Annotated in this window: 23 protein-coding genes; 13 read left to right on the forward strand and 10 right to left on the reverse strand. The window is 34.7% G+C overall.

The genetic code is table 11. The features are described 5' to 3' along the window. From ABMA79_RS13985 to fliD, 9 genes are all read right to left on the reverse strand, one after another. Window positions 1-1,454: sensor histidine kinase (locus ABMA79_RS13985; protein WP_393093365.1), on the reverse strand; the 1,454-nt coding region annotated here is incomplete at its 3' end. After that, window positions 1,403-2,023, reverse strand: a complete 621-nt coding sequence (locus ABMA79_RS13990) for a hypothetical protein (protein WP_392861209.1) — start codon at window positions 2,021-2,023, stop codon at window positions 1,403-1,405. The genes ABMA79_RS13990 and ABMA79_RS13985, both read right to left, overlap by 52 nt. Next, a complete protein-coding gene (locus ABMA79_RS13995; protein WP_393093368.1) occupies window positions 2,020-3,693 on the reverse strand; it encodes a glycosyltransferase family 9 protein in 1,674 nt (557 codons plus the stop codon). Before ABMA79_RS13995 ends, ABMA79_RS13990 begins: the two co-directional genes overlap by 4 nt. A gap of 9 nt (window positions 3,694-3,702) precedes the next feature. Beyond that, window positions 3,703-3,843 (reverse strand): hypothetical protein, encoded by a 141-nt coding sequence (locus ABMA79_RS14000; protein ID WP_392861205.1) that lies wholly within the window; start codon window positions 3,841-3,843, stop codon window positions 3,703-3,705. Next, on the reverse strand, window positions 3,827-5,470 hold the full coding sequence (locus ABMA79_RS14005; RefSeq protein WP_393093371.1) for a glycosyltransferase family 9 protein: 1,644 nt from the start codon (window positions 5,468-5,470) through the stop codon (window positions 3,827-3,829). Before ABMA79_RS14005 ends, ABMA79_RS14000 begins: the two co-directional genes overlap by 17 nt. Window positions 5,471-5,479: 9 nt before the next feature. Then, entirely contained in the window at window positions 5,480-6,178 is a 699-nt protein-coding gene (locus tag ABMA79_RS14010) for a hypothetical protein (RefSeq protein WP_392861201.1), read from the reverse strand. A 108-nt stretch (window positions 6,179-6,286) separates the two neighbouring features. Next, window positions 6,287-6,697 carry a hypothetical protein gene (locus ABMA79_RS14015; RefSeq protein ID WP_392861199.1) on the reverse strand — a complete coding sequence of 137 codons (411 nt, stop codon included), beginning with the start codon at window positions 6,695-6,697 and terminating at the stop codon, window positions 6,287-6,289. Continuing rightward, entirely contained in the window at window positions 6,697-7,086 is a 390-nt protein-coding gene (fliS, locus tag ABMA79_RS14020) for a flagellar export chaperone FliS (protein ID WP_392861197.1), read from the reverse strand. Before fliS ends, ABMA79_RS14015 begins: the two co-directional genes overlap by 1 nt. A gap of 14 nt (window positions 7,087-7,100) precedes the next feature. Further along, the gene (fliD, locus tag ABMA79_RS14025) at window positions 7,101-8,468 is read right to left on the reverse strand and encodes a flagellar filament capping protein FliD (protein ID WP_393057020.1); all 1,368 of its coding nucleotides are present in this window, start codon (window positions 8,466-8,468) and stop codon (window positions 7,101-7,103) included. A 255-nt stretch (window positions 8,469-8,723) separates the two neighbouring features. Here fliD and ABMA79_RS14030 point away from each other — a divergent pair, with 255 nt between their 5' ends. From ABMA79_RS14030 to lepB, 5 genes are all read left to right on the forward strand, one after another. After that, window positions 8,724-10,235 carry a hypothetical protein gene (locus ABMA79_RS14030; RefSeq protein WP_393057022.1) on the forward strand — a complete coding sequence of 504 codons (1,512 nt, stop codon included), beginning with the start codon at window positions 8,724-8,726 and terminating at the stop codon, window positions 10,233-10,235. Between the two features lie 138 nt (window positions 10,236-10,373). Continuing rightward, window positions 10,374-10,535, forward strand: coding sequence for a hypothetical protein (locus ABMA79_RS14035; protein WP_392861192.1), 162 nt, complete (start codon window positions 10,374-10,376; stop codon window positions 10,533-10,535). A gap of 454 nt (window positions 10,536-10,989) precedes the next feature. Next, window positions 10,990-11,592, forward strand: a complete 603-nt coding sequence (locus ABMA79_RS14040; RefSeq protein WP_392861191.1) for an SAM-dependent methyltransferase — start codon at window positions 10,990-10,992, stop codon at window positions 11,590-11,592. A 4-nt stretch (window positions 11,593-11,596) separates the two neighbouring features. Further along, window positions 11,597-12,808 (forward strand): penicillin-binding transpeptidase domain-containing protein, encoded by a 1,212-nt coding sequence (locus tag ABMA79_RS14045; RefSeq protein WP_393093374.1) that lies wholly within the window; start codon window positions 11,597-11,599, stop codon window positions 12,806-12,808. Then, a complete protein-coding gene (gene lepB, locus ABMA79_RS14050) occupies window positions 12,805-13,530 on the forward strand; it encodes a signal peptidase I (protein WP_393093377.1) in 726 nt (241 codons plus the stop codon). Before ABMA79_RS14045 ends, lepB begins: the two co-directional genes overlap by 4 nt. Here lepB and ABMA79_RS14055 read toward each other — a convergent pair. Then, complete coding sequence (locus tag ABMA79_RS14055; protein ID WP_393093380.1) at window positions 13,514-15,844, reverse strand: Smr/MutS family protein; 2,331 nt, start codon at window positions 15,842-15,844, stop codon at window positions 13,514-13,516. The genes lepB and ABMA79_RS14055 overlap by 17 nt on opposite strands. Here ABMA79_RS14055 and ABMA79_RS14060 point away from each other — a divergent pair. The 8 genes from ABMA79_RS14060 to ABMA79_RS14095 form a co-directional block, all read left to right on the forward strand. After that, window positions 15,843-17,144 (forward strand): hypothetical protein, encoded by a 1,302-nt coding sequence (locus ABMA79_RS14060; RefSeq protein WP_393093383.1) that lies wholly within the window; start codon window positions 15,843-15,845, stop codon window positions 17,142-17,144. The two genes, ABMA79_RS14055 and ABMA79_RS14060, sit on opposite strands and share 2 nt — an antisense overlap. A gap of 40 nt (window positions 17,145-17,184) precedes the next feature. Then, window positions 17,185-17,964, forward strand: a complete 780-nt coding sequence (locus tag ABMA79_RS14065) for a hypothetical protein (RefSeq protein ID WP_393093385.1) — start codon at window positions 17,185-17,187, stop codon at window positions 17,962-17,964. Beyond that, the gene (locus ABMA79_RS14070; RefSeq protein WP_393093388.1) at window positions 17,965-19,137 is read left to right on the forward strand and encodes a class I SAM-dependent rRNA methyltransferase; all 1,173 of its coding nucleotides are present in this window, start codon (window positions 17,965-17,967) and stop codon (window positions 19,135-19,137) included. It begins immediately after the preceding gene. After that, complete coding sequence (locus ABMA79_RS14075; RefSeq protein ID WP_393093391.1) at window positions 19,130-20,077, forward strand: AAA family ATPase; 948 nt, start codon at window positions 19,130-19,132, stop codon at window positions 20,075-20,077. Before ABMA79_RS14070 ends, ABMA79_RS14075 begins: the two co-directional genes overlap by 8 nt. 1 nt (window position 20,078) lies before the next feature. Further along, window positions 20,079-20,924: a DUF58 domain-containing protein gene (locus ABMA79_RS14080; protein WP_392861178.1), complete on the forward strand. Its 846-nt coding sequence runs from the start codon at window positions 20,079-20,081 to the stop codon at window positions 20,922-20,924. After that, window positions 20,924-21,706, forward strand: a complete 783-nt coding sequence (locus tag ABMA79_RS14085) for a hypothetical protein (protein WP_393093394.1) — start codon at window positions 20,924-20,926, stop codon at window positions 21,704-21,706. Before ABMA79_RS14080 ends, ABMA79_RS14085 begins: the two co-directional genes overlap by 1 nt. Before the next feature lie 136 nt (window positions 21,707-21,842). Next, window positions 21,843-22,685, forward strand: a complete 843-nt coding sequence (locus ABMA79_RS14090) for a VWA domain-containing protein (RefSeq protein ID WP_392861175.1) — start codon at window positions 21,843-21,845, stop codon at window positions 22,683-22,685. After that, window positions 22,685-24,388, forward strand: a 1,704-nt coding sequence (locus ABMA79_RS14095) for a VWA domain-containing protein (protein ID WP_393093397.1), incomplete at its 3' end; no start/stop codon positions are given. The genes ABMA79_RS14090 and ABMA79_RS14095, both read left to right, overlap by 1 nt.

The raw sequence follows: 24,388 nt of genomic DNA on the forward strand, positions 1-24,388 counted from the left end.
GCTCCTTCATTGCTATTAACTAGTGAAATATCACTATTAATTTTCTTTGTTAAATTTTTACAAATTGCTAGGCCGAGTCCTGTTCCCGTCTCTTTTGTTGTAAAGAATGGATTAAAGATATTATTCTTTAAAGAATCAGGTACTCCAGGTCCATTATCTATTATATCGATAAGAATATGTTTTGGTGACTCGCTAACGAGTATATCTATTTTTGAATTTTCTACTTTATTCTCACTTAGGGCCTGGGAGCTGTTGATAAGTAGATTAAATATTACTTGGCTTAGTAGCGTTCCATTCGACATGATTTCAATATCATTTTCCATATTGAAATTTACCTTGTGAGAACGCGATTCAGATTTAGTTAAAATTATAGTTTCCGAAATTAAATTCTTTAAAGAAATTGAAGTGAATTCTTCGTCGTCTTTATAGAGGTTTGAAAACTCTTGAATAATTGCTTGTGATCGTTTCACACTATTTGAAATATGAGAGAGTGTATCCTTGACGTCAAAATCACTCGTTTGATCAATAAGTAAATTATGTGACAGATCGATTCCAAAAAGGGGATTACTAAGCTCGTGTCTCAAGGTGTTTAATAGTTCACCCATAAGCAAGATCCTTTCATGGTGCAGGGAGCTTGTATCTTGTTGGTGGTCTTCAATTCCAATTTGATTAATCTTAACATCGTCCTCTTCGATTATGAATGAGTCGATAGGGAAGTTTGATAAGATGCGATCACTTTCTAATTTAGACTGTCTACTACTCTCAATTGTAATAATATTAAATAGCTTGGGAATAGATTTGATAATAAGGTCATTAAAGATAGATCGATCCGTTTCAGCAATAGGGAATAGATCGTTACGTGATAAAAGTATTATTAAGTTGTAATCACGAAAAGAAAGCTCTTTGGCCAAGAAGTGTCCATCAAGTTGAATGTCTTTATTTAGTAATTCCTTTTGATCAAAGGATTTATTTTTACTCTTTCTCACTTTGGCAAAGAGGGTATTGAAAAAGGTAGGCTCTTGATAGGTTTCATAATATTCATCATTCTTGTAGGTGATTGAATAAATATTGGTTGTACCTTTTTGATGGATCAACATCTGTGTTGAACTAAAGCCGTTTAGACCTTCTGCGGTCGTTAAATATTTAAGAAATGAACGAATATTATCTTTCTTTTTAAATTGATACTCTTTATCAATTTGTGAAATAAGCTCTTTGGAATCACGAAGGTTATCGAGTATGAAATCTTGCGAATTTAATAGAACGAATTTCTTACTATTAAGTTTTAATTCAATTTCTGAGTTATTGATTTTTGTGATTTGTAGTTGTGAGTTTTTTTTTGAAGTCGTATTAAAATGACTGTCTTGAAGGATAGACTCCAAGACAGCCTTATCAGTATAGATATTTAGAAATTTATTTTCGACTCTTGAATGAGTGGTATTGCTTTGATTTTCCACTGTTTAAGATTATCTATTAGTTCATACTCTAGCAAGTCAGAAAGCATCACAATATCATTGTTTTCACGAGCTGGTATTAGTGCTTTAATCACTGAAAATAGGTGGATTTCCAGATTCTTAATAACTTCTTTATCTGCAAAATATTCTTTGTTAGCCTTTCTTGCAGTCGCATGAATTCTTGTGATTAAGTGAACGTAAAGATCGAGTAGCTCAATTAGATCGGCAAAGAAGAGATTGGCCTGATCGATATTACCTTTATTGAATTCATCTGTAGTAATTAAGATCTTATCAATTAACTCGCTAATATATCGATTACAATCTTCGAGTGCTTCAAAAGCTAATTCATATGAATTTTTAATTTGTAGGCTTGGGTATCCTAACTCTTCTAGTGTGTAGTCTAACAATTCACCAACTTCATTTATTGGAAACGTCTTGCCTTCAATGACGACACCTGTGATTGATTCATTTGTCGAAATACCATCTGTTTCGATTGCTGTGATGGCCTGTCTCAGGGAAATTGAATTTCCATCCAGAGAAAAGCTATCGTTTCCTAGTTCTAAAGTGATCATATATTTTCCCTTGCCTCTTGCTTGGCCTTGTTAATGAGTGAGCATTTTTCGAAGAACTCGTAGAGGACACTGCACATAAGTGAAATTTCATTATATGTGTAGAATGCTGCCTCTGATAAATTAACGAGATTACTTCCTTGTAGGTTGTTCTTAGCAACTTTTGCAAAATCAATTACTGGAGATAGTAGGGGATATGAAGTTGCGACAAGATCGCTTAAACGATCAATTTCATCTAGCTTTGCCGAGAACTTTTTAATTTCTTCTAAGCTAGGAGTGTTCTTGCTAATCTCTTCGATAATATATCTTGAGTATTTCTTTCCAAATTCTGATAATTCGTAAAGAGTCTCGATTCCTTTGATATGTGAACTTAGTTGTGCTTTAGCTTGAAGATTAAAAGAAGGGATATCCATGCTAGTGTTAACTTCAGTAAAAATGCTAGTCCACGCAATGTGATAGAAATTTCGCATAACTTCTTTTGCATCTTGTTCCTTATGTAGTAATTCATTGATGACTAAATCGCCGTTATCAAGCATGTCTGATTGGTAAAGCTTTACTCTACTAAGAGATAAAGAAGAACATGAGTTGTTAAGTTCCTCGATATTAATTCTATTGTTGTTTAATAATTGTCCAATACACTGATGAGTGATGTTGTACGGAACATCATTGTGACATTTGTAGTCCTTACATTCATCCTTTGGGAAGCAAGGTGCACACTCGGTCTTTGGAGCTAGATTATAATTATCCAGGGCGTATGGCGTTGTTTCATGAGGCCTAACTGTTCCTAGAGAAATTGTTAATGTCTTTATGTTTTTGAAGCTTAGTAAGTTTCCAATCATTGAGTCATGGCCAACAAATAGAAAAGAATTATCAACTTTAGAATATAGCTCTTTTAGGTCTAATCCAATCCAGGCTTCAATCCTGTTCTTATATGGCCTAATGAGTTCTGAATTTAAAATTTCATCCGTTGATTTCTGATCTTGGTTGGCGCCACAAATATAAACCTTAACTTGATCGTTCTTTTTAAGTGTTTGGTAAATTACCTCAACCCAGCGATTTGCCTTCCACATTTTTTTTTCATTAGAGGCAAATGGATGAATTAATAAATTGGTTTTCTTTTCATTTGAAAACTCTTTGTTGCTTAAGTGGGTAAGCTTCTTTGTTGTGCCAATAATCGATGAGAATAGATCCACTAAATTATAAGGATTTAAATCTCCTCTCATAACAGTTGAGTAAAGATACTGTGACCATCTATCTGTAATGACTCTTTCGTGAAGCTCATTAAAGTGAGGGCCGACTTTATTCTTTGAATCTATTAATGAATGAAGATAGGTCGCAGACTTTGAGAATGCGAGGTTTATCGAAACTTCAATGTTTTGGTCATTGATTTGTTTGAGTTGTTTTTTAAGATTTGATAGGGCCTCTCTAACATTTTCAGCGCCTACCATTGCTGATTTGTGCTCAATAGAAATAACTTCATCAAAAACTTTCTCTAGTAAGAACATAATCGGTGATGCGAATTTTTTGCGAGCAACTAAGATAATCCTATAGTCGGGATGATTCTCTCTAAGTAGCTTAACCGCATGAGATGTTTGAAGAAGGTCACCAATTCTTGTCGTTTGAATTATAGCAATAGTCTTCTTTGTATCTGCTTCATTTTTTAAGGCGTTCATAGATTTCTCCTATTCCTCTTCTAAAACAGAGCATAGATATAAAAATGACATATCATCTTCACTCAAGTTTTCTCTTTTAACTTGTTTCTCTTGTATTCTTTCAAGTTCCTTAAAGAATTCTGTCTTTAAAGTGTTACGATCTTGATTCATTTAATAATTCCTTTGTAGATTCTTGACGTAATCTACTGCGACTTTCTCTGATTAGATTTGAAACCTCTTTGATTTGTTCAAATTGTATTTGTAAGTCATTTTTTAATGCGATTAAAATATGCTCAACTTCAGGTAAAGTCGGGTTCTCGATATTATTAATTTTTGCTCTATAAAATAAGAATGGTAGTGCACAGTAATCAGATGTGTGTCCCATGTATGAAGTTATTTCTGTTAGTTTTTGTTGTAGCTTCACTGTATCTTGTGCCAGTGTTGCTTTGATTGCTGCTAATACATGTCTTGAAGAGTTGATTAGCTCCCCCTGTGCTTGCTCTAGCCAGCTTGAAGTAAAATTTAAGTCACTTTCGACAATTCCATGTCCTGATAATGATTTTCTTTCGATTTTTCGATACAAGAAGTCTCTTGAAAGATACCTTTCTAGTTCAATTTCAGTATCCATACGGCCTTCTATATTCTTATAGAATGCACCTAGTTCATCTTGTCTAACTTGATAGATTGAAATATCAGAGTTTTCTAGCTTCTGAACATCTTTGTTTAGAAAGAATTTATCTAGTGTGTAAATGATATCATCTGATTTGATAATTTCATTATTTCTAACTTGCTTCTCTGTATGTGCACTTGGGCCATAAGCAAAGTCACGATCCTTCACTCTTGGCGTGATAATGATACTCTCTTGATTAGTTGATCCTTGCTTTAAAAATGGAGATGGTCCCATTGAAAGCTCAATTGTTGGAACATCTAAGATGTCGGCCATATGCTTGATGGCCGTATCTGGCGTAATTAAAAGGTCACAATTAATTAACACTGAAGGTAGAGCACTGAATTGAGCTTCAATTGTAACGGCCTTTTGCTCCAATTCAGAGTTGATCTTATTCGCATATGATCTCTCATCAGACGTTGGTGCAATAACGAGTAGTGGAATAGTATCTTCTTTATTATTTAGTTTATTTATTAAGTTGATTAGCTCTTGTCTCTCAATCATTTTATTAATGTTTGAGGCAGTAAGTTGAACTGCAACTAGTTTAGGATCAACTTTTCCTTCTGCCTTTCTCATCTTTAAAAAGTTTTGGTGACAAACCTTATTGTATTCATTTGATACATGTAGAGCGTTGAATGAATTATTTTCTTCAATTCCCACCATCTTGTGATAACAGTCATTAAAGTTGAGTGGTGCATATTTTTGTTGCGTTAAAACATCGTTGAAAACGACGGCCCATTCATTTGAGTACTTAACATTGCAATTTAAATCGAACTGAATACCTTTGAATTCTTTGTTTAGGTATGATGCAAGGCTTGTTGAGATACGGTCGTTAGAGTAGTTAATTACTAAGTTCCAACTTTTGTTGATCTCTTTAATTGTTTTTCCAAATTCATCAAGAGCAAAGCCATTTGAATAGATTTTATTCTTCTTGTAACTTACAATCTTCTTTCTATCTAAGGTAATAATATTCTTTACACCGTTAAGAAGTTCCGCTGATTTTTCAAATTCTTTATTAATTAAAACAGTGACGTTTGCATCAGGGTTGTTGTTCTTGATAGAAGAAATAAGTCTTCCCATTTGAAAAATGTCACCATGTCTTTTGAAATTGATAATAAGTATATCTTTCATCTATTCCTCTTATCCTTGCTTGATAACTGCATCAAATGCTAGGAGTAAAAAATCATTTTTATTTTTAAATTGGTTAGTTTGATAAATTGCACTTTCAATATGTTGATCAATACTCTTATCTTGATCAGCGTTGTATAAAAGAGATTTAAGTTCACTCGACTTGATATGCTCAATGCAGTCACTAATCTTGATACTTGCTTCAAAGTCTAAGAATGCTTTATAGAAAGTATTGTAGAGTGAAAAAGATGGTGCATGGGTAAGAATTGTTGGCCTCTGTGATAGAAATGAAGCAACATTCTTTTCTTTGTAAATACTAGCAACATAATCTGTCGCATAGACTTCAATATTCTTATTAGGGAAAAGGTTATTTTTGATACACTCTGTATACGTTTGTTCATTGGGTTCAATCACAATAACTTTGTAATCTTGACCATGGTAAGTTTCCAAAAGTTTACAGGCTTCATAAACATGGTAGGCAAATCCTAAACCTAATATTAATAAATTCTTATTTTCTTTAAGCTGATGCTCAATGTTGGCGATTAACTTCTTAGCTTCTTTTGCTGGATGATAATTCGAATGAAGATGTACTCCGTTAATAACGGGTACTTTCAAATTACTACGAGATTGCTTAATCTCATAAGAATGAATATCTAAAAAAGAAAGTGATTTCGCAGGAATTGCTTGTGCTGATTCTTTTACTAATTCCATAATTTCCTCGTCCTAAGGCCCAATGGTCTTTTATATAAGTGAAGCTCTATCCTAGAGCTCCACCACATTATACTATAATTTCGATTAAGGGGGCAAACTGGTCTAGTATTACCTGTTCTTTACATTGTTCAGGTTGTATCCCTGGAATTGTTGACGCTTTTTGAATACTGTTGAGATCTCTTTAGTAGTTGACTCTTTTGCTTCAGCTAAGAGGTTTAAGCACTCCTCATCGAGTCTTTGGTTTTGTTGAACTAGTTCTGTAACATCACCAATCCATGCCTTGAAGATATCCATATCTTCCTGTGGATAAACGGCCTTATTATTTTGTAACTCACTTTCTATCTCATCTTGGAGTAGGCGAATGATATTAATCAATCTTTCTCTATTCTCTGAAATATGTTCGACTAGGTCATAACGGCCATTATGACATGAAGTAATCATGGACTTCGTTGAGTTAACAAGAAGTCCCATGAGGTCAAGATGTCTAGTGATCTTGTCAAAGATCTCCATGCTCGCCATTATTTGGCCTTCTGCTCAACTCTTAATTGTTTAACAGCTTCTTGCCATCCTTCATAAAGAGTCGTTAGGACTTCTAGTACCCCTTTTAATGGCTCTTTATCAATCTTGATATTTGCTTGTGTACTTGAAAACAGCATAAAGTCATATAATGAAGAAAGCTCTTTTGCTACATCTCCACCAACTTCAAAATCTAGACTGCTATTAAGTTCAATAATAATATCTTGAAGCTTTCCTATATATTGTCCTTTACCTGCAATATCTTTCTTTTCGATAGCTTCAATTGACCTTTTACAGTTCTTAATTGCAGCTTGATAAAGCATAAGTAAGATTTGTTCTTTACTCGCTGTTTTAACAGATGTTTGTTTGTAGGCTCCTAAACCGTAACTCATTTACTTCTCCTTAATTACCCCATTGGCTGAGGTCCGCCAAGGCCAGCACCTTGAGAGCGAATCCTAGACATGGTTCCTTCTAAGCGTGAAAATTTATCTTTTAAGTTCTTCTCTTTTTGTTGAAGCATGTTCTCTCTTTGAGCAATCCTTCTATCAATTGTTTCAATATTATTTTCTAGTGATCTCTTTCTTGAAGAGAGTAGTCCGTTTGGAAACTGAAGAAGTTGCCCAACAGTCTCCTTAAGGTTGTCGATGAACCCATTAGTTTTTGTTCCGTCTTCATATCGACCAGTTAGTACTTCAGCAATATGGTCATAATCTTTTTCCATCACGGTTTGAAATTTCTTTTGATCAAACTCAAGTAAACCTTCTCTTGTAAACTGAATACCTAGTTCTCCAATACGAGAAGTGCTACCATCTTTTAGTGGAATATCTTTAAATATGGCATTTCTTAATCTTGATTCAATGGACTGTAGGAGGATATCCCCACCAAGTGTTCTTGATGTATCTGTTGTTTCATCCATTGTGTTTTGTTGCTTAATAAAAGTGAAGACACCATTTATTTGATCAATTAGTGACTTAACTTTTTCTCCAATTTTCCCAGCATCTTCACTAATGTTGATTGTGAATTCATCACCTGGCTTCGCTTTCTTAAGATCTAGCGTTACACCTGGAATTAGCTCAGCAGCTTTATTCTCTGGTAGTTCAATTTCAAAGCCATCAAGTGCAACAACTGCATCTTGGGCTTCTCTTTCAAACTCTATATAAAAATCTTGTTCACCATCTACGAAGTAGAAGTTTGGGAAGTCTGCTTTATTAATATCGCCTGTGTCTTTAAGTGAGAGGATAAGACGCCAAGGTGTATCTGACTCTGAGCCATCATTAATAACACTGGCCCTAAGTCCTGATTCCTCATCCCTATTAATTAGCTTGGCGACTGATTTTAGAGATGCATTATCTGCATCGATATATATTTCTTTTGTATCACCGCTTGGTAGTGAGTATTGAATAAAGCCTACGCCGATATAACTTTCTTCAGGATCGGCAAAGCCACTTGTCATGGCCGATGATTTTTGCGCAAGTTGTTTTACTTCAAATTGGTATGTTGCAGGTTCCGCAACGTTTTTGTCTGCTGTGATTCCAACGATATCATCATTACCAATGACACTCAGTTCTCTAAGTGATCTAGCACTACCGTTTTGGAGGAGGGTTCCGCGCATTCCTTCAACAAGGGATGTAAGTTCCTGAACAAGAGCTTTCTTGTCAGCGACTTTACCCTTACGTACTTCCATATTTTGGATTGGAATACGTTCCGCCTTCATAATTTGCTGAACAATATCCTTAGGAAGTCCTGTGTTAATGGAGCCCATTGCTATCGACAAAAATCCTCCTGATTTTAAATGTGAAAATCCTTTTCACACTTGTCTCCAACTCAGATTTTATCACACTTGAGGTTTTTTTTCCGTCGCATCATTAGTGGAATAATTTTCTAGGCAGGGCCCCTTCGTCATTTGATGTTTTAGGGGCTATAATGGGTAAATCCCTGAAAATAAAAAACCCGCCTTGTGGGCGGGTACTTTTCGAGAAAGTAATTTTTTTGGGATTGGGATTTTGTACTAAATTTATCGGGTATTATTGTGAAAACTTTAGAAAAAAAGTCGGATATTTACATTGAAAAGACAAAATTCTTGTTATTTCGACTAGTTACATATTTTACATTCTTATTATTACCAATCTACCTACAAAAAGAAGTTAATCTCGCACCGATTTGGCAAATCATCGCAATGATCTTCTTTTCAATGTTTATTGTTTCCCAGTGGTTCTTACTTGGAAAAGAAATTGATCACCGATTAAAGATCTATTTTAAAGTAAACTCATCAATCGATAGAGTCGTGTATCGACTTTTCATGGGGATGTTCTTCATGGCGATATACTTCAATCTTCTAAGCCTGCTGCCACATAAGTGGAGTTATAATATTTTCTGGGTGACGTGGATTGTAATGGGGCTGTTTTACTCTTGGCCAACAAGAGGAAAGATTATTAAAGAGTCTGTATCAACGAACTTTCACGAGTATCGCTATCTTGATAAGTTTGAAAAAACGGTACTCTTCTTAACAGTCGTCATGTTCTTTACTTCATTACCACAACTACCGAACTTGTTTTCAACTAGTTCTTTAAGACTATTCTTTGATCCAAGTGAAAGAGTGTCTGGAGCATTCTGGAATTTTATATCAATTAACTATATTCCATTTAGTAAGTATCCAAAGCTCTTAAACCTCTCTTGGTCGATTCACTTCTACTATGTGACGATGTCGTTATTCCTAATGACATTCTATGCGCTTCTTCGAAATTTTGTTTCAAGAAGATTGTCACTACTAGGTGTCTTTGCTTTAGTTTCCTCGTGGTCATTTTCAAAGATACTAGCTAATAATTACGGTTTTACCCTTTTAACGACTTTCTCAGTAGTATGGGTATGGTCTACTCTTTGGTCGACAAAGAGCTCTACGTACCGCTCAGGGCTTTTTATTGGCCTTTTAGGTGCGTGGGGGACAGTTATTGATAAGTCCAATATTATCCTGTTAGTAGTTCAGCTACTATTGATCCATTTCGTCTTTTTTAAAGAAGAAACAGCTTGGTATAAGAGACAGTTTTTTAAGTACACGTTACTTGGAGTTTTCTTATCGATATCTCTTTTCTTCTTATCTACTAGCACGATCTCGATCGGAATGATTGAGAGTGTAAATATTATTTCTTCAGAAATATCGAGACTCGTTTCACGTAAGTCGTTCTTTGTGCTTTCGTTCTTTGGCCTTGTTATTTTTATGTATAAGATTCTTGCCCAAACTCGCAGTGAAAAGCATAAGATTCTAAATATCTCACATGACTCTTCAATTAAGGTCGCAATCTCAATTCTCTGCTTACTTTTAATTGATCTGCTATTTAGCTCGAGAACCTTTCAGGACTTCTCAATACTATGGCTCTTAGCTTTCTTTAGTGTCCTGCTTATTGAAGTGATCTTCCAAAAGATTAGAGGCCTTAGAAGCTCTAGGAATATGATCTATGCAGTCTATATTATTATTTGTCTGCTAGACTCACACTTTGAGGGCCGAGTTAAGATCCTACTTAGAACGATTGGAGCAATTGACTAAAACCCTAGGACTTAAATTTATTTATTTATATGAGATTTAAACTATAATTAAATTAACGTTAACGATGAAAGGGAGTTTCATCTGTTTAAGTCTCATATAACAAGACAATTGTTTGAAGAGTTTTCTGATTCGTACAAAATGCGCAAAGACGCAGCCACTTCCCATCCATTTGTATTTGTCGATCCAGCTGATAGTAGTATCAAGCTGATTGCTAGTTCATTTACATATGATGACGGGGAAGAGTATGGTGCAATTTTGGCAAGTAGTGATGAATTAGAATTTATGGTTACTTCCGAGTAATTCTCTTCTACCTTATTGAAATAACTATTATTGTGCTTTGAGCATAAGGGAAATTCATCCCCCAAAATCTTACTTCATTTAATCGAAAAATATTATTGACAAGCTTTAAAAGCACTTTGAAATGTGCATATGTGGATAAGTTGGTATTTTTTGTTGGTAAGTTTACTTGCAACCTGTCAAAACCTGTCATCACATCGCAACATGAAGGGTAAAGTGTTGAAAATAAGGCATTTCATTAGTAAAAGTTAATTTAATGAAAAATAACCAAGCATTATGGTCAAGTGTGGATAACTCTGTTAATAATGTTAGTAAAAAACCTGAGTCAATAAGTTTTTTCACAAAAGAAATTTTTTTTTCGAGCTCAGATGTAAGAAAAATGTCGTGTACTTACAAAAATCGACTTTTTCAGTTTTTTGAATAATGTTAGTCTAATATTACATATAAGGTTTAGTTAATGACGTTTAAAGTTAAAGATTATTATTACAATAAGGCCAAGAAAGAAAACTTCCTGGCCCGCTCTATTTACAAGTTAGAAGAGATTGATAAGAAGTATAAGGTTATCGAAAAGGGTAATAATGTACTCGATCTTGGCTACTTCCCTGGTTCTTGGATGCAGTATACAAGCAAGAAGATAGGGCCTGAGGGTTTTGCGGTAGGTATTGATATTAAGCCAGTCAATAAGAAGCTTTTAGGAGTTAAGAACGTCAGGTTATTTGAGAAGTCTATTTTCGATGTAACGACAGTTGAAGAACTTGATTTTGATCGTAAATTTGATGTCGTTATTTCTGATATGGCCCCTAATACAACGGGTGTTCGCTCTGTTGATCAACTTAGAAGTTTAAATTTAATTGAACAAGTTTTTGCACATTTAGATGTCTTCTTAAGAAAAGATGGAAACTTCGTTATTAAAGTATTTGATGGCCATGAGGCACAAGTCTTTCTAAAATCACAAAGAAGTATTTTTAAAGAATTCCATTTCCTTAAGCCGAAATCAACTCGTTCGGTTAGTAAGGAATTCTTTGTGATTGGTAAGGGCTATAAAGGTGTTCAAGTATAGGTTTTTGTATAAGTATTTATTAGTTTTAGCTCCGCTCGCCTTAATAGGATATTTTTTAGTTGGAAAAGACGAGCAAAAGAAAATAGAAGTTCAGCCAAAGGCAAGTGTCATCGATAATCAACAATTGAGGCACTACCTTTCGAGCCAACTTTTAGATCCTAAAACTCCATTCAAGCAAACGATTTCGCATAATTCAAAATCTTATAAGGTAAATTATTCAACAGATCCTAAGTTAGAAAGCTTTGTAAGAAAGCGTCTTCGCTACTATCGTCCAGACAAGGCAGCAGTCGTTGTTATGGATAACAATAACGGTAATCTCCTTGTTAGTATTGGATTCACACGTCAAGGAAAGGTTTTTGACTACCTTCTTCCATTTACTGGAACACATCCTGCTGCAAGTGTATTTAAAATTGTAACGAGTGCTGATTTAATTAATAATGAAGATTTTGATATTCACGACAAGTTTAAGTATCGCGGGCGTGGAACGACTCTTTACAAGTATCAGCTAAAAAATAAGAAATCTCGCTGGCAGAGAACGACATCATTTGATAAGGCCTTTGCCTATTCTAATAATGTTATCTTTGGGAAGGCCGCAATTAATAATACAACTCCAGAAGAGCTAGAGGATATGGCCAAAAGACTTGGTTTTAATGATAGCTTAATGGAAGAGATTGATTTAGCTAAGTCTACTTTTGAAATACCACAAACAGACTATGCCATGGCCGAGATCGCTTCAGGCTTTAATAAACGTACACAAATTTCACCTGTTCACTGTGCAGTTTTATCTAGTGTTGTGGCCAATGGGGGAGTTCTTCAATACCCTCGCCTCGCAACTGATCTTGTTGATGAACAAAACCAGAAGGTTTGGGAAAATGAAGTTCGCAAAGAACAAGTCATTGGTCTAGAGACAGCAAAGGAGCTCTCTGAGTTAATGCAGGGGACGATTAAGCGTGGTACGGCCAGAAGAACATTTAGAAGATATATGAGCCGACGTATCTCTAATAAGCTTGAGATTGGTGGTAAAACAGGTTCAATTACTGGTGGCTTTCCATTCGGTAAAAGGGATTGGTTTACTTCTTATGCTAAACCTAAAAAGAATTTAGACGATAAGGGTATCTCTGTGTGTATTATGATTATCAACTACGAAAAATGGTATGTTAAATCAACTAAGTTGGCACAAGAGATTATTTCAAAATACTACCGAGGAATTAAGTGAGTGATATATTAGAAGAGAAAATAGCAAGTCGTAAGAAAAGCTTTCTTAGGATGTGCCGTGATTCATTTTTAATTATCTTATTTCTTCTCACTTTCAGATCTTCTTTCTATGAGCCTTACCGAATTCCGTCTGGGTCAATGATTCCAACTTTGGAGATAGGGGATTTTATTCTTGTCGAAAAATTTAGCTATGGCCTCAAGCTTCCTTTCTCGGATATTGCCTTAGGTGGTGTTAATTCAAATCCTTTCTATTTGCTAAGAACAAATGATGTTGAGCGTGGGGATATTATCGTTTTCAAGTATCCGAATGATCCAAAAATTAATTATATTAAGCGAGTTATTGGCCTACCTGGTGAAAGCATAGAGATTAAGAATAAGAAGATTTATATTAATGGTAAGGAAATAGCTGAAAAGCTTATAGCAACTAAATATAATGATAATTACGACTATCTTGAAACAACAATGAAGGACAAAAAATTTGTTGTGAAAAAAGATATGGATAATATCTATAAGCTTAATTATCCACTGACAAAAATTCCTGAAGGTCACTACTTTGTTATGGGTGATAACCGCGATAACTCTTCTGATTCGCGAGCATGGGGTTTTGTCCCATTCGAGAATATTAGAGGCCGTGCATTTTTTGTCTGGTTTTCAATGATGCAAGATAGCTACACTGGGCAGATGAATATAAAGTCAGAACGTATCTTTAAGTCGATTGAGTAAGATCAATACGTGTCGCCCCATCATTTCCTTCATCCGGTGACCAACTTAAATCTCGCTGTCTTCTGAGCTCATTCCTAAGCCATTTCTTTAAGGTTCCATCACCATGTCCGTGAACAATAATTAAATATGGAATATGGCCCATTCTTAGATCATCGATACAAGAGAAGACTTTTTGTTGAAATTCACTTAAGCGCATACCACGGCAATTAACTTCGGTCGTGTAGTTGATCGTTTTAAAAACATTAATTTCAACTTTCTTGGCCTTTTGAGGCTTTTTATTATTAATACCTTGTTGATCAAAGAGTGATGCTTTTGGTACAGAAATTTTCTTACCATTTACTTCGACAACACAATTCTTGCCTTTAATCTCTGAGACAACACAAGTCGAGTTTAGGCGATCACAAAAATAGCGTGAACCTACTTTAATCTCTGTGGCAACTTGTCTTTCTTCTTTTGGCTTCTCAACTTGACTTGGTTTTAGCCTTTCATACTGCTTATTTAGTGAAGAGATCTCATTACTTAGACTTTTGGTTTTGACATCATTAAGCCCTTTGATAATCTTTTTAATCTCTTTCTCATATTGGTCAAAAGCTCTTTGTTTCTCGAGAAATAGAATACCTTCTTGAGATTTCTTTTGATTTTTAAGCTCGTGGTTAAGTTGTATATTTTCTTTAAGTGTTTTATTGATTCTTTCTTGTTTCTTTGAAAGATCTTGTAAAAGCCTTTCATAGGTAACATATTTTGTATCAAGCATCTTCTTTGCATCATCTAATATGAAGGCAGGTATATTATGCTTCTTACTTAAACGATTAAAGATTTCCAGGGCCATTGATGAACCTGGAGTTCCAATAATTAGCTTATAAGTAGGAGTGTTATTATCAAAGTCATAGCCTACATGAGCAGAGATAAACTCCTTGCTCTCTTGGATCTTTGTTTTTAACAACTGATGGTGAGTTGAAATTAAAACGTCACAGCCTAGCTCTTTAGTGACATAGTTAATAATTGAGTAGGCCAGAGATGATGCTTCATCTGATGATGTCGAATTAAAGATTTCATCTGCTGCAATAAGTGAATCATTTTGGATATTTTCAAGCATTGATAGAATAACTTGAACTTCACCGGCAAATGAACTGAGTCCCATTTCTAAGTCTTGATAGTCACTATCAAAATAAAAGACATCGCTTTTGTACTGTAGCTTCGCTTTTTGCGCTGGAATAAATAATCCAAGCTTTAAAAAGAGGTGCGCAATAACAATACTTTTAATGGAAACAGTTTTCCCCCCCGTGTTGGGCCCTGAGATGATAATTCCTCTCATCTTACTTTCAACTTCGATCGTATTTCGAACACAGCTTTCAATAAGGGGATGATAGAAGTCCACTAAGTTAGTCGTTCCATCTTGGCTAACTTCTGGGTAGCAGAAATCCTTAGTATGTGAATAACTAGCTAATGTATATGTATAGTCTAGTTCGATAAAGAATGAGTAAACAGCACGCATTGTCGGCAGATCATTATTGATCAGGTCGCAATAACCTTTGCAAATCTGAGAAATTGCGTAATCAATTTTTGAATTAATCTCAATTAGCTCATTAGACATTTTTCTTGTCGCAACTGGTTCTACAAAGAGAGTGTTACCAGTTGATGATCTCGCAACAATGCTACCTAGATCACTTCGATAGGAATCACTTCTAATAGGTATGACAAATCTTTCATTGATAATATCAAAGGTATCCATTTGAAGGCGTTTTGAAATATCTTCATCTTTTAAAATAAAGTTAATCGTTTCACGAATTCTTCTCTCAAGACTTATTTGCTCTTGAATTAAAGGAGCAATAACAGGGTGCTTTTCTAAGTGAACACTTCCATCAGCATCCACAAATTTACGAAATGGATTAATGAACTTTTGCTTAAGTCTCTGTGTTTTATTAACTAATTCATCTAAGAAAACTCGGTAATTACCAAAATTTAATACACGTTTAGTTGAAAAAAGATTCTCAATGGTATTAGCTAAAAAATTTAGCTGGTCCAGTGTTGCAACGCCACCTTTTGCAATATAATTTAAGGCATTGTGATTTTCATCACTATCTCTCAAGTTGCTAAAGAAGAAATCACCAAGATTACCAGTTTCGTCAATTTTCTTAATAATCTCATTTAAGTCATAAAAATGTTCGTCTAGTTGTTCAGATTCGAATATCTTTGGGTTATGTTCTATAATATTCTTATTAACTTGAAACCTTGCATGGGTGATAATTTCAGAAGCAATCTTGCTCCAGTCAATATTACTCAGTGTTTGTGACAAAATTGTTGGATTATTCATGAATTTAAATTTCTCAGAGCTAGGGCGAAATGTCGATAAAATTAATGCGCAATTATTTGAAAATGGGGTGTCGACAAACCCAAAAATTCAAAAAATCTTTTCCTCTGGAAAGCTTGTCCTACTACAGTTGAGGCTTAGAGGTAAAAACCTTTGTATCACACTAGGTAGAGGTGGAGAACATTGTGGAATTTGGGATTCAATTCCAAGTATACCTTCTGAGTATCGAATAACTCGAGATCAATTCTTAGAGTTTTTAAGATCTAATATTAGGAATTCACGCTTAAGTGAAATTGAAGTCGACACAAAAGATAAATGTTTAAACTTTAAGTTTTATGACAAGAGTAACCTCTTACTTTTTTGGAAAGGCCGTCAGCTCTTTTTCTCGTATGTGTACTTCAATGAAGGGAAGAAGTTACATTTTTCTCCGTGGCAATCAAATAAGAAGCAATTATTTGAGTTTGAAGACTGCTTTGATATTTTCAACGAACTTGGACGTAAACAATTAGATAAGAAAGACATCAATGAGAAGAAGCTCATATTAGATGAAGCTGAAGTATTTAATAAAAAAGCTGAGACGACTTATAATAAGAAGTTAATGCGAAAAAAGAAGTTTATTGAAAAAGATTTAGAAAATTGCCAAGTCAGACATGAGTTAGAAAATAAGTTAATCAATGACGAATTGGACCTAAGTGAACACGTATTCAAATATAAGAGTCTTAAGGCAAAATTTGATTATGGCCTTAATTATTATCAAAAGAAGAACGTAATTTTCACGAAGATAAAGAAACTTAGAAAGGGTGAAGAATTTCTAGAAAAGCGTCTTGCGGATGTTATTAAAGAAATCGAGTCTAAGAAAGTCGTATTTGTTAAAGAAAAAATAAATGTACCTGTTTGGAAAAAAGTTGCACAAAAAAGTACTGAAGTTAATAAGTCGGATGATCACTCTATTTTCAAATGGAATGATATTTCAATTGCAGTTGGCCTAAACACAAAAGGAAATGACTATATCCGAAGCAAATGGTCGACTAAAGGAGATATTTGGTTTCACCTTGATGGAGATAAGAGTGCTCACGTTATTGCAAAAAACTTAGAGGGCTTCGATTTCGATAAATACAGTGTCGTAGCATCAATATTGGCCGATTATAGTGAGTTTAGTGCAGATCAAATACCTGTTATTTTTACTCAAGTAGAAAACCTTAAGGGAGTAAAGGGCGCAGCAGGTAAAGTTATTTATAAGAAAGAGAAGCATTTGATTCTCCCTAAAGTCAATTGGAAGGAAATAATTTCAACTAGTTGGTAATGGTCTATGTCCCTTTTAAAATAAGTTAAAAGGACATATTATGCTGAAATTTAACTTATCTCTAATTGTTGTTTTATTACTCTCTGTTTCATCTGTTTTTTCTAACAATAGTAGTATCTTTAACGATCACAAGTTAAGAACGTATACTCCATTAGAAGGACAGATACAGGACCTATTCTTTGATATCCGTGAGCCAAACTTAGAAAAATACGTAAGGTCAAACACGGCCTTAGAGCCCGATGATATCTACTATCGTGTCTACTGGGTTTACCCTAATAATATTAGAATTAGAGTCGAGGGGCTGCCGGAGAAAGGCTTTGATTTACTTAAGCAAACGTTAATTGCAAAAGTTAAGCCGTATGTAGAATTGGTGTTAGCAAAAAACCTAACAACTCCTCTTGAGCAGAGTGCGTTTAAGAAAGATCCAAAAAACAATAGTCGTTATATTAGAGTTAAAGACAAGGCAGAATTACTTGATTTAAGTATTGAGCTATACTCGAGCGGACAAATTAAAGAGATCGAATCAAGTAGTCCACAACTACATACAAAAACATCATTTTCTTACTCTAAGAAATCATGGGCAAAAGGAAAGAGTGTAATCTCTCAGATATCTATTTCAGAAGGAAGGGGAGCCTCTTCTGTTATTAAAGAGATTGAGATCGAATATGATAAATTTGGAACTTTCGGATTACCAAGTAATATCGAAGCTGTGTCATATGTTGTGACAGGGGATAAGAAGGTTGAGCTAGGTAAACTAGATTTGAAAATTCAAAACTATCAAATCAATACTGGGCAAGCCAAAAAGATTATAGGCCTATAAATGAGACAAATAGAAATTAATAAAAAAGTTAGACTTCACTTTGAAAGTAAAGTTATTCATTTATCTGAAAATGATATTGACGATTCACTCCGTTCACATCGTCCTGGTGAGTGGTGTAGCTTTAGTCATTTAAAAGATAAGTATATTGGATTTGTTAATCCAAACTCAACACGAAAAAAGAATATTGCAATATTTAAATCATCGTTAGAGCCTTGGGAGTATGTGGCAAAAGCTATCGAAGATGCAATAAACTACCGCTCTGAAATAGGTTATGGACAAGATGCTCGTTTGATTTATGGTGATGAAGACGGACTCCCTGGACTGATTCTTGATGGTTACAGAAACTGTGTCATTCTACAAATTAATACAGCGGGAATGGACACTTTTCGAAGTGAAATAAAAGCACATTTGCAAAAGCTTCTCGATAAGGAAGTGATACTTCTCGATAATAAGAAGTATCGTGACATCGAAGAACTTCCTGTTTTTGAAAGTGATGAATTACCTGAGCTGATCGAAATTGAAGAAACTGGTTTTAAGTATCAGATCAAAAGAGAGATGATGCAAAAGGTGGGATACTATTATGATCACCGTGAAAATCGAAGAAAGTTTGAAGAACTAATAAAGCGAACAGGGCAAAGTTATAAAAAAGGACTTGATCTATTTACTTATGTGGGGTCGTGGGGACTGCATATCTTACGTGCAGGTGTGGAGCAGGTTGAGTTTGTCGACCAAGCAAATATGGCAGAAGTGGTTGGCAATCATGTTGAGCTAAATAACTTTAGCAATCGTGGTATTTTTACGCGTAAGGATGTCTTTAAGTTTTTAGATGAAAAAGTAAGTGAAGGTACAAGCTATGATGTAATCGTATGTGATCCTCCTGCATTTAGTAAAAGTTATAAAGATAAGAAGGCCGCGATTAGTGGCTACGAAAAACTATATACCCGTATTTTTAAGATGATTAATAAGGGTGGAATTCTTGCCGCAGCATCATGTACACAAAATATCTCGATGAATGAATTAGATCAATGTGTTGCTAAGAGTGCTCTAAAGAATAATCTTACAATTAGGTTAATCGATACTGGTATACAGGGACTGGATCATCCTATTAGTCGACTAGATTCAAAATCAAATTATATAAAATATTTAGCTTATAAGGTGGAAAGAAATGACTGATAATTCAAGACAGAAGGTTAATAGTGTTTTAGATAGGGCCAAGAGAATTGTCTACGGCCAAGATGAAATGCTAGATAGTATTATTGCTGCATTAGTCTGTGAAGGACATCTTCTTATTGAAGGTATGCCTGGTTTAGGTAAAACATTATCTGTATCAACAATGAGTAAGCTTTGTGACTTAACATTTAAAAGAGTTCAGTTTACGCCAGACCTACTTCCGTCTGATCTTGTTGGGACAATGGTTTATTCACAGCAAAAGGAAGAATTTTCGACGAAGTTTGGACCAATCTTTACACAACTTTTACTTGCCGATGAAATTAATAGATCGCCGGCCAAGGTACAATCTGCACTGCTAGAGGCAATGGCCGAAAAGCAAGTAACGATCGGTGATTCGACACATAAACTATCAAGTCCATTTGTTGTACTTGCTACACAAAACCCTATTGAACAAGAAGGAACATACCCGCTTCCAGAAGCACAGCTTGATCGATTTATGATGAAAGTAAGTGTTAATTATCCTGATTTTGAAGCTGAAAAATCAATTCTTGATTTAGAAAATATTAAGCAGGACTTAAGCTCTATACTTTCAACAGATGACATTCTTTCTATTCGTGAAGAGATTGATAAGGTTTATGTTGATGATAAAATGAAGGACTTGATCATTAAGATAGTAAGAGCAACAAGGCCAGGAGATAAACACTTTTCACCTGACTTCAAGGGACTTGTTCAAGCTGGTGCTTCACCACGTGCTGCTATCTGGTTACAGAAACTAGGACGCTTTAACGCATTTATGGCCCAACGTGATTATGTTACACCAGATGATGTGATGAAAGTTGTGGCATCTGTTTTAGGGCACAGAATTATTTTAACTTATGAGGCATCTATTGATGGTATAAACCCAAGGGACTTAGCAGTTAAGATTGCTCAGAAAATGATTTAATATGAAAACACTTGAAGTACATCAAATTGTTCAAAATATGAAAAATAGTTTGTTCAAAAGAGCAAACTCATTTTCTATTGGTATGCTTAAATCTCACTTTAGAGGTACGGGGTTAAAGTTTAAGGAACATCAGGTGTATGTTCATGGTGATGATGTTCGTTTTATTGACTGGAAAATGGTTGCTAAAACGAATACTCCATATATTAAAACTTTCGAAGAAGAAAGAAATGTGGAGATTACAATTTTACTTGATTGTAGTCCAGGTATGGTTATTGGACACAATGGTAAGTCAAAACTAGCTGCTGCCTTTGAAATTATCTCGTTGCTTTATTTACTCTCTGAAAAAACTCATGATTATATAGAAACTATTATCTGTTTGAATGATCGAGTTGTAAGAGTTCAAAAGAAAAGAGGAGAAGCTGGACTTGTCGCATTTGTTGATGCCCTAAGGAAGTCTAGCGTCATTAATAAGGCCGGTGAAATTGATACTGAATATCTTGTATCTCAAAAAGAGCGTAATTTTGATAAATTTGATGCTGAGCTAGTAAGAGAGTTTTATAAGAAAAGAGAAGTTGTTATCCTTAGTGATTTCTATGAATTCTTATCACCAGAAACTTTAAAAAGACTCACGGCCCGAAAACATGTACACGCCTTTAGATTACTTTGTCCGCTCGATACTTCTAATGAATTTCGCTTCTCTGTAATTGGACGTATTGCGGGGAAAGGAAGCGGAAAAGTCGATGCCAGACTTAAGGGTAAAGTTGAACCATTGGATTTTGGTTTTAGATTAAAAGATATCAATGTAGGGGATCGCTACTTGGAAGATTTTGTTAAGGAGATGTTATAATGAAATTGCATTCCTTTTATTCATTTCTTGCAATAATTCTAATATCTTTCTCATTTAATACGAGAGCACTTGATACAAAGATAGAGCTGAGCCTTGAAGGTGATGAGAAAGTTTGGAGTGTTGGTGAAATTCGCGACTTCAAGCTTACAATTTATCCCATTACAGATGTAATTGATGAAGATCTTAAGAATAATTTAATGTCACGGGACTTTGCTGATATTGTTAAGATATCAAAAGTTAATAAACAATATTTCTTAAAAACTAATCCGCAATACTATATCGTGGAAGCTAGTGGTGTTCTCGTTGCAACACCAAAGAATTCGTTTCCAAAAATATGGGATTATCGAGGAATGGCCCTTGGTGTTTCATTTTCTGGTATCAACTTTCAAGACACAGCGGTTGCACAGCAAGACTTCATTGTTTTTGATAAAAAGTTAGAAGAAGAAAGGTCCATTATTGAGTATGTCATATATATAGTGGTGCTACTTGTTGTAATGCTGGCTTCATTTTATGGCTTTCAAATATTTAATAAGAAGCAAAATGCTAAAAAGGCTTGGGCCGAAAAGATTGACCAATTTAGAGATGCTGATACTCGTGAAAAACATGAGGGTATCTATTCGAAAAAAATAAATTATGAAGAAATATTTGAAAACGCAGAGGTGTTTAAGGACTACTTAAATAAGATAAATGAGCTTCAGTATAAGAGAAGTTGGACACATGATGATGATTTAACAATTTCTGATCTCCATAATCGTGCCAAGGAGAATATCATTGTTAAGTAATTATATCTTTCACAACAAATACTTATTCATTGTCGGTGTTATAGGATTTCTATTTTGGTGCATCGATTTTTTTGCAATCTTCAAAAAAGGGGAATTAATCCTTCCTCCGCGATATAGCCTAAAGACTAGGCCGTCTATGTTAAGAGGGCTTCTATTTCTAGTCTCTCTTGCATCATGGGCCCTTATCAGCTTTGCCCTAATGGGGCCAAAGACTCCTATGGGCAAGAGCAATGTAAAAAAAGAAATTAATGATATTTATTTTGTTGTTGATGTTTCAAGATCGATGTTGGCCGAAGACTTTCCTCCAAATCGATTAGAAGCTGCGAAAAGTCAGATAAGAAAATTTGTTGAACTATCTCCTGTTGATCGAATTGGTATCATCATGTTTGGAGATAAGGTGTTTACACTAATTCCAGTAACAACAGATTTAAAGCTAGTAGAGCAATCAGTTGAGCAGATTAATATTGGCTTTCTCGGTTCTGGTACAAATATTGGCGATGCTCTTGGATTGGCCTTGGCAAGGTCAGAAACGAGTGTTGCTGAAAATAAATCAATCATTTTACTAACTGATGGTAGTGCGAACGCAGGTCTAATGTCTCCTATGCAAGCTGCAGAGAAAGCAAAAGAGTTAGGAATAAAGATCTATACGATTGGTATTGGTGGTGACCCAGATGCAAAATTACCGATCGGTCGAGATGCTTTTGGAAGAAAGAGATACCAGAATATGCCTGGTGCAAGTATGGACTTTGAAACTCTTCAAAAGATTGCAGAATTATCAGGAGGAAAAGACTTTGTTGCCTCTGATAACGACTCTTTAAATGAAGTTCTTTCTGAGATTAATAAACTTGAAAGAAAAGGACTTGAGATTAAAGGACGTATTATTTATCAAGAAGATTATTATAAGTTTTTACTCGCAGGTGTTTTACTCTTAATGTTGGTTGAAGGTACTCGTCGTTTATACTTAAGGGAAGTTGCATAATGGATTTTGTTAATACGAAGCTATTGATCATTTCTATTGTAGCGGTTGCTATATTTATCACACTTTTGTTCATACTAAGAAAACGCTTTTTCAAAATTGTTAAACAGGTTTGGAATTTTAATTCTAGGCCAATAAGTAAGCTGTCAATGTTATGCTATACTCTGGCCTTCTTTGGTTTTGCGTTTTCTCTTGGAGATCTTCGTGGCCCTGAAGAGCTTGTTGAATCTAATATTCCTAACCAGAGAACACTAATCTTAATTGATAATTCTTTAAGTATGTTAGTTGAAGATATTAGACCTAATCGAATTTCTAAAGCAGCTATTATTGCAAAGCACTTTGTTAAAAATGCTTATGGCCATCAGGTTGCCTTAAGCATTTTCTCTGATATACAACGTAAGATCGTTCCATTTACAGATGATGTCGATATTCTTGAGTCACGCTTGGGAACAATGTTAAGTGCTGCTCCGGAAGGAGGGTCAAATGTTAGTCTTGCTTTAAAAGAGGCGTTCCAATTCTTTAAGACAAGTGACGGATTTACAAAAGGAAATATTCTTTTAATCACAGATGGTGAAGAGCACTCTAATATTGAAGTTGATATTCCTGGTGAAATTAGCTTGGCAATCGTTGGGGTTGGTACTGAGGAAGGTGGAAAAATTCCTATGCGTGGAAAGCGTGGTAATTTCTTTGGTTATAAAAAATTCAATGGCGTCGAAATCGTCTCTAAACTAAATAAGCAATTTTTTGAAGATCTCGTAAATAAATCTAAATACGCAAAAGTATGGTTTGTGGAATCTTATAGCTTACCAACACAAGAGATTCTTGGATTCTTTAAGGATATTCATTTGAATTCCTTCACTAAGGGAACATTGAGATCAAGACCGGTTCTAGGGTATTGGCTCATCGTGACAAGTATTATCTTTTACATTCTATCAGTGTTCTTTGGACGTTTTAAAACATTTAAGCCGGTTGTCATGCTTATTTTATTTTCTCTATTTATTCTTCCAGTTGAGAATAGCTATGCTCAAGAAGAAGCAGAAGTCGATCCAATGCAAGAGATGCTAGTTGATAAAATGCGTGCAGGTAATATTTCAAAAGATGAGAAGTTAAAACTAGCTGAATTATTTTTGAAGCAGAAGGATGGGCAAAAGCAAGCTGCCGATATCTATAATGAAACATTGAATAATTATGAAGATGAGGCTCCAACAGACCTCTTTAATTATGCAACTGCACTCTTGAAAAATAATCAATTTGTCGATTCCGTTAATCTTTATAAGTATATCTTAGAGCAAAATGCAGATAATGAAGAGCTTGCAGAAGCAATTAAGAAGCAAATCAAATTTGCTCTTCAAAAGCAGAAGCAAGATAAGAAAAAGCAAGAACAAGATAAGAAGAAACAAGAAGAAAACAAAGACAATAAAGAAAATAAAGATAATAAGGATAATAAAAACCAAGACCAAAAACAGCAAAAGAAAGATGGTCAACAAAATAAAGACGACAAGCAAGATCAGAAAGACCAAGGGCAAAAGGGTCAAGAAGATAAGAAAAAAGATCAAAACAAATCTGATAAAGGTAATAAAAAGAAAGACCAAAATAAGTCTGAAAACAATAATGATAAAGATGAAAAGAATAAGAAAAAGCAAAAAACTCAGCAACAGCAGTGGAAGGATTTAGAAGATCAGGCCAAGAAGAAAAAGCGCATGAGA

Source organism: Halobacteriovorax sp. HFRX-2_2 (assembly GCF_043196705.1).
Classification (GTDB): domain Bacteria; phylum Bdellovibrionota; class Bacteriovoracia; order Bacteriovoracales; family Bacteriovoracaceae; genus Halobacteriovorax_A.

Coding starts and splice junctions, on each gene's coding strand:
- ABMA79_RS13990 (WP_392861209.1), bottom strand. CDS start 2,023: ATGATCACTTTAGAACTAGGAAACGATAGCTTTTCTCTGGATGGAAAT.
- ABMA79_RS13995 (WP_393093368.1), bottom strand. CDS start 3,693: ATGAACGCCTTAAAAAATGAAGCAGATACAAAGAAGACTATTGCTATA.
- ABMA79_RS14000 (WP_392861205.1), bottom strand. CDS start 3,843: ATGAATCAAGATCGTAACACTTTAAAGACAGAATTCTTTAAGGAACTT.
- ABMA79_RS14005 (WP_393093371.1), bottom strand. CDS start 5,470: ATGAAAGATATACTTATTATCAATTTCAAAAGACATGGTGACATTTTT.
- ABMA79_RS14010 (WP_392861201.1), bottom strand. CDS start 6,178: ATGGAATTAGTAAAAGAATCAGCACAAGCAATTCCTGCGAAATCACTT.
- ABMA79_RS14015 (WP_392861199.1), bottom strand. CDS start 6,697: ATGGCGAGCATGGAGATCTTTGACAAGATCACTAGACATCTTGACCTC.
- fliS (WP_392861197.1), bottom strand. CDS start 7,086: ATGAGTTACGGTTTAGGAGCCTACAAACAAACATCTGTTAAAACAGCG.
- ABMA79_RS14035 (WP_392861192.1), top strand. CDS start 10,374: ATGCGCAAAGACGCAGCCACTTCCCATCCATTTGTATTTGTCGATCCA.
- ABMA79_RS14040 (WP_392861191.1), top strand. CDS start 10,990: ATGACGTTTAAAGTTAAAGATTATTATTACAATAAGGCCAAGAAAGAA.
- ABMA79_RS14060 (WP_393093383.1), top strand. CDS start 15,843: ATGAATTTAAATTTCTCAGAGCTAGGGCGAAATGTCGATAAAATTAAT.
- ABMA79_RS14055 (WP_393093380.1), bottom strand. CDS start 15,844: ATGAATAATCCAACAATTTTGTCACAAACACTGAGTAATATTGACTGG.
- ABMA79_RS14065 (WP_393093385.1), top strand. CDS start 17,185: ATGCTGAAATTTAACTTATCTCTAATTGTTGTTTTATTACTCTCTGTT.
- ABMA79_RS14070 (WP_393093388.1), top strand. CDS start 17,965: ATGAGACAAATAGAAATTAATAAAAAAGTTAGACTTCACTTTGAAAGT.
- ABMA79_RS14075 (WP_393093391.1), top strand. CDS start 19,130: ATGACTGATAATTCAAGACAGAAGGTTAATAGTGTTTTAGATAGGGCC.
- ABMA79_RS14080 (WP_392861178.1), top strand. CDS start 20,079: ATGAAAACACTTGAAGTACATCAAATTGTTCAAAATATGAAAAATAGT.
- ABMA79_RS14085 (WP_393093394.1), top strand. CDS start 20,924: ATGAAATTGCATTCCTTTTATTCATTTCTTGCAATAATTCTAATATCT.
- ABMA79_RS14090 (WP_392861175.1), top strand. CDS start 21,843: ATGTTAAGAGGGCTTCTATTTCTAGTCTCTCTTGCATCATGGGCCCTT.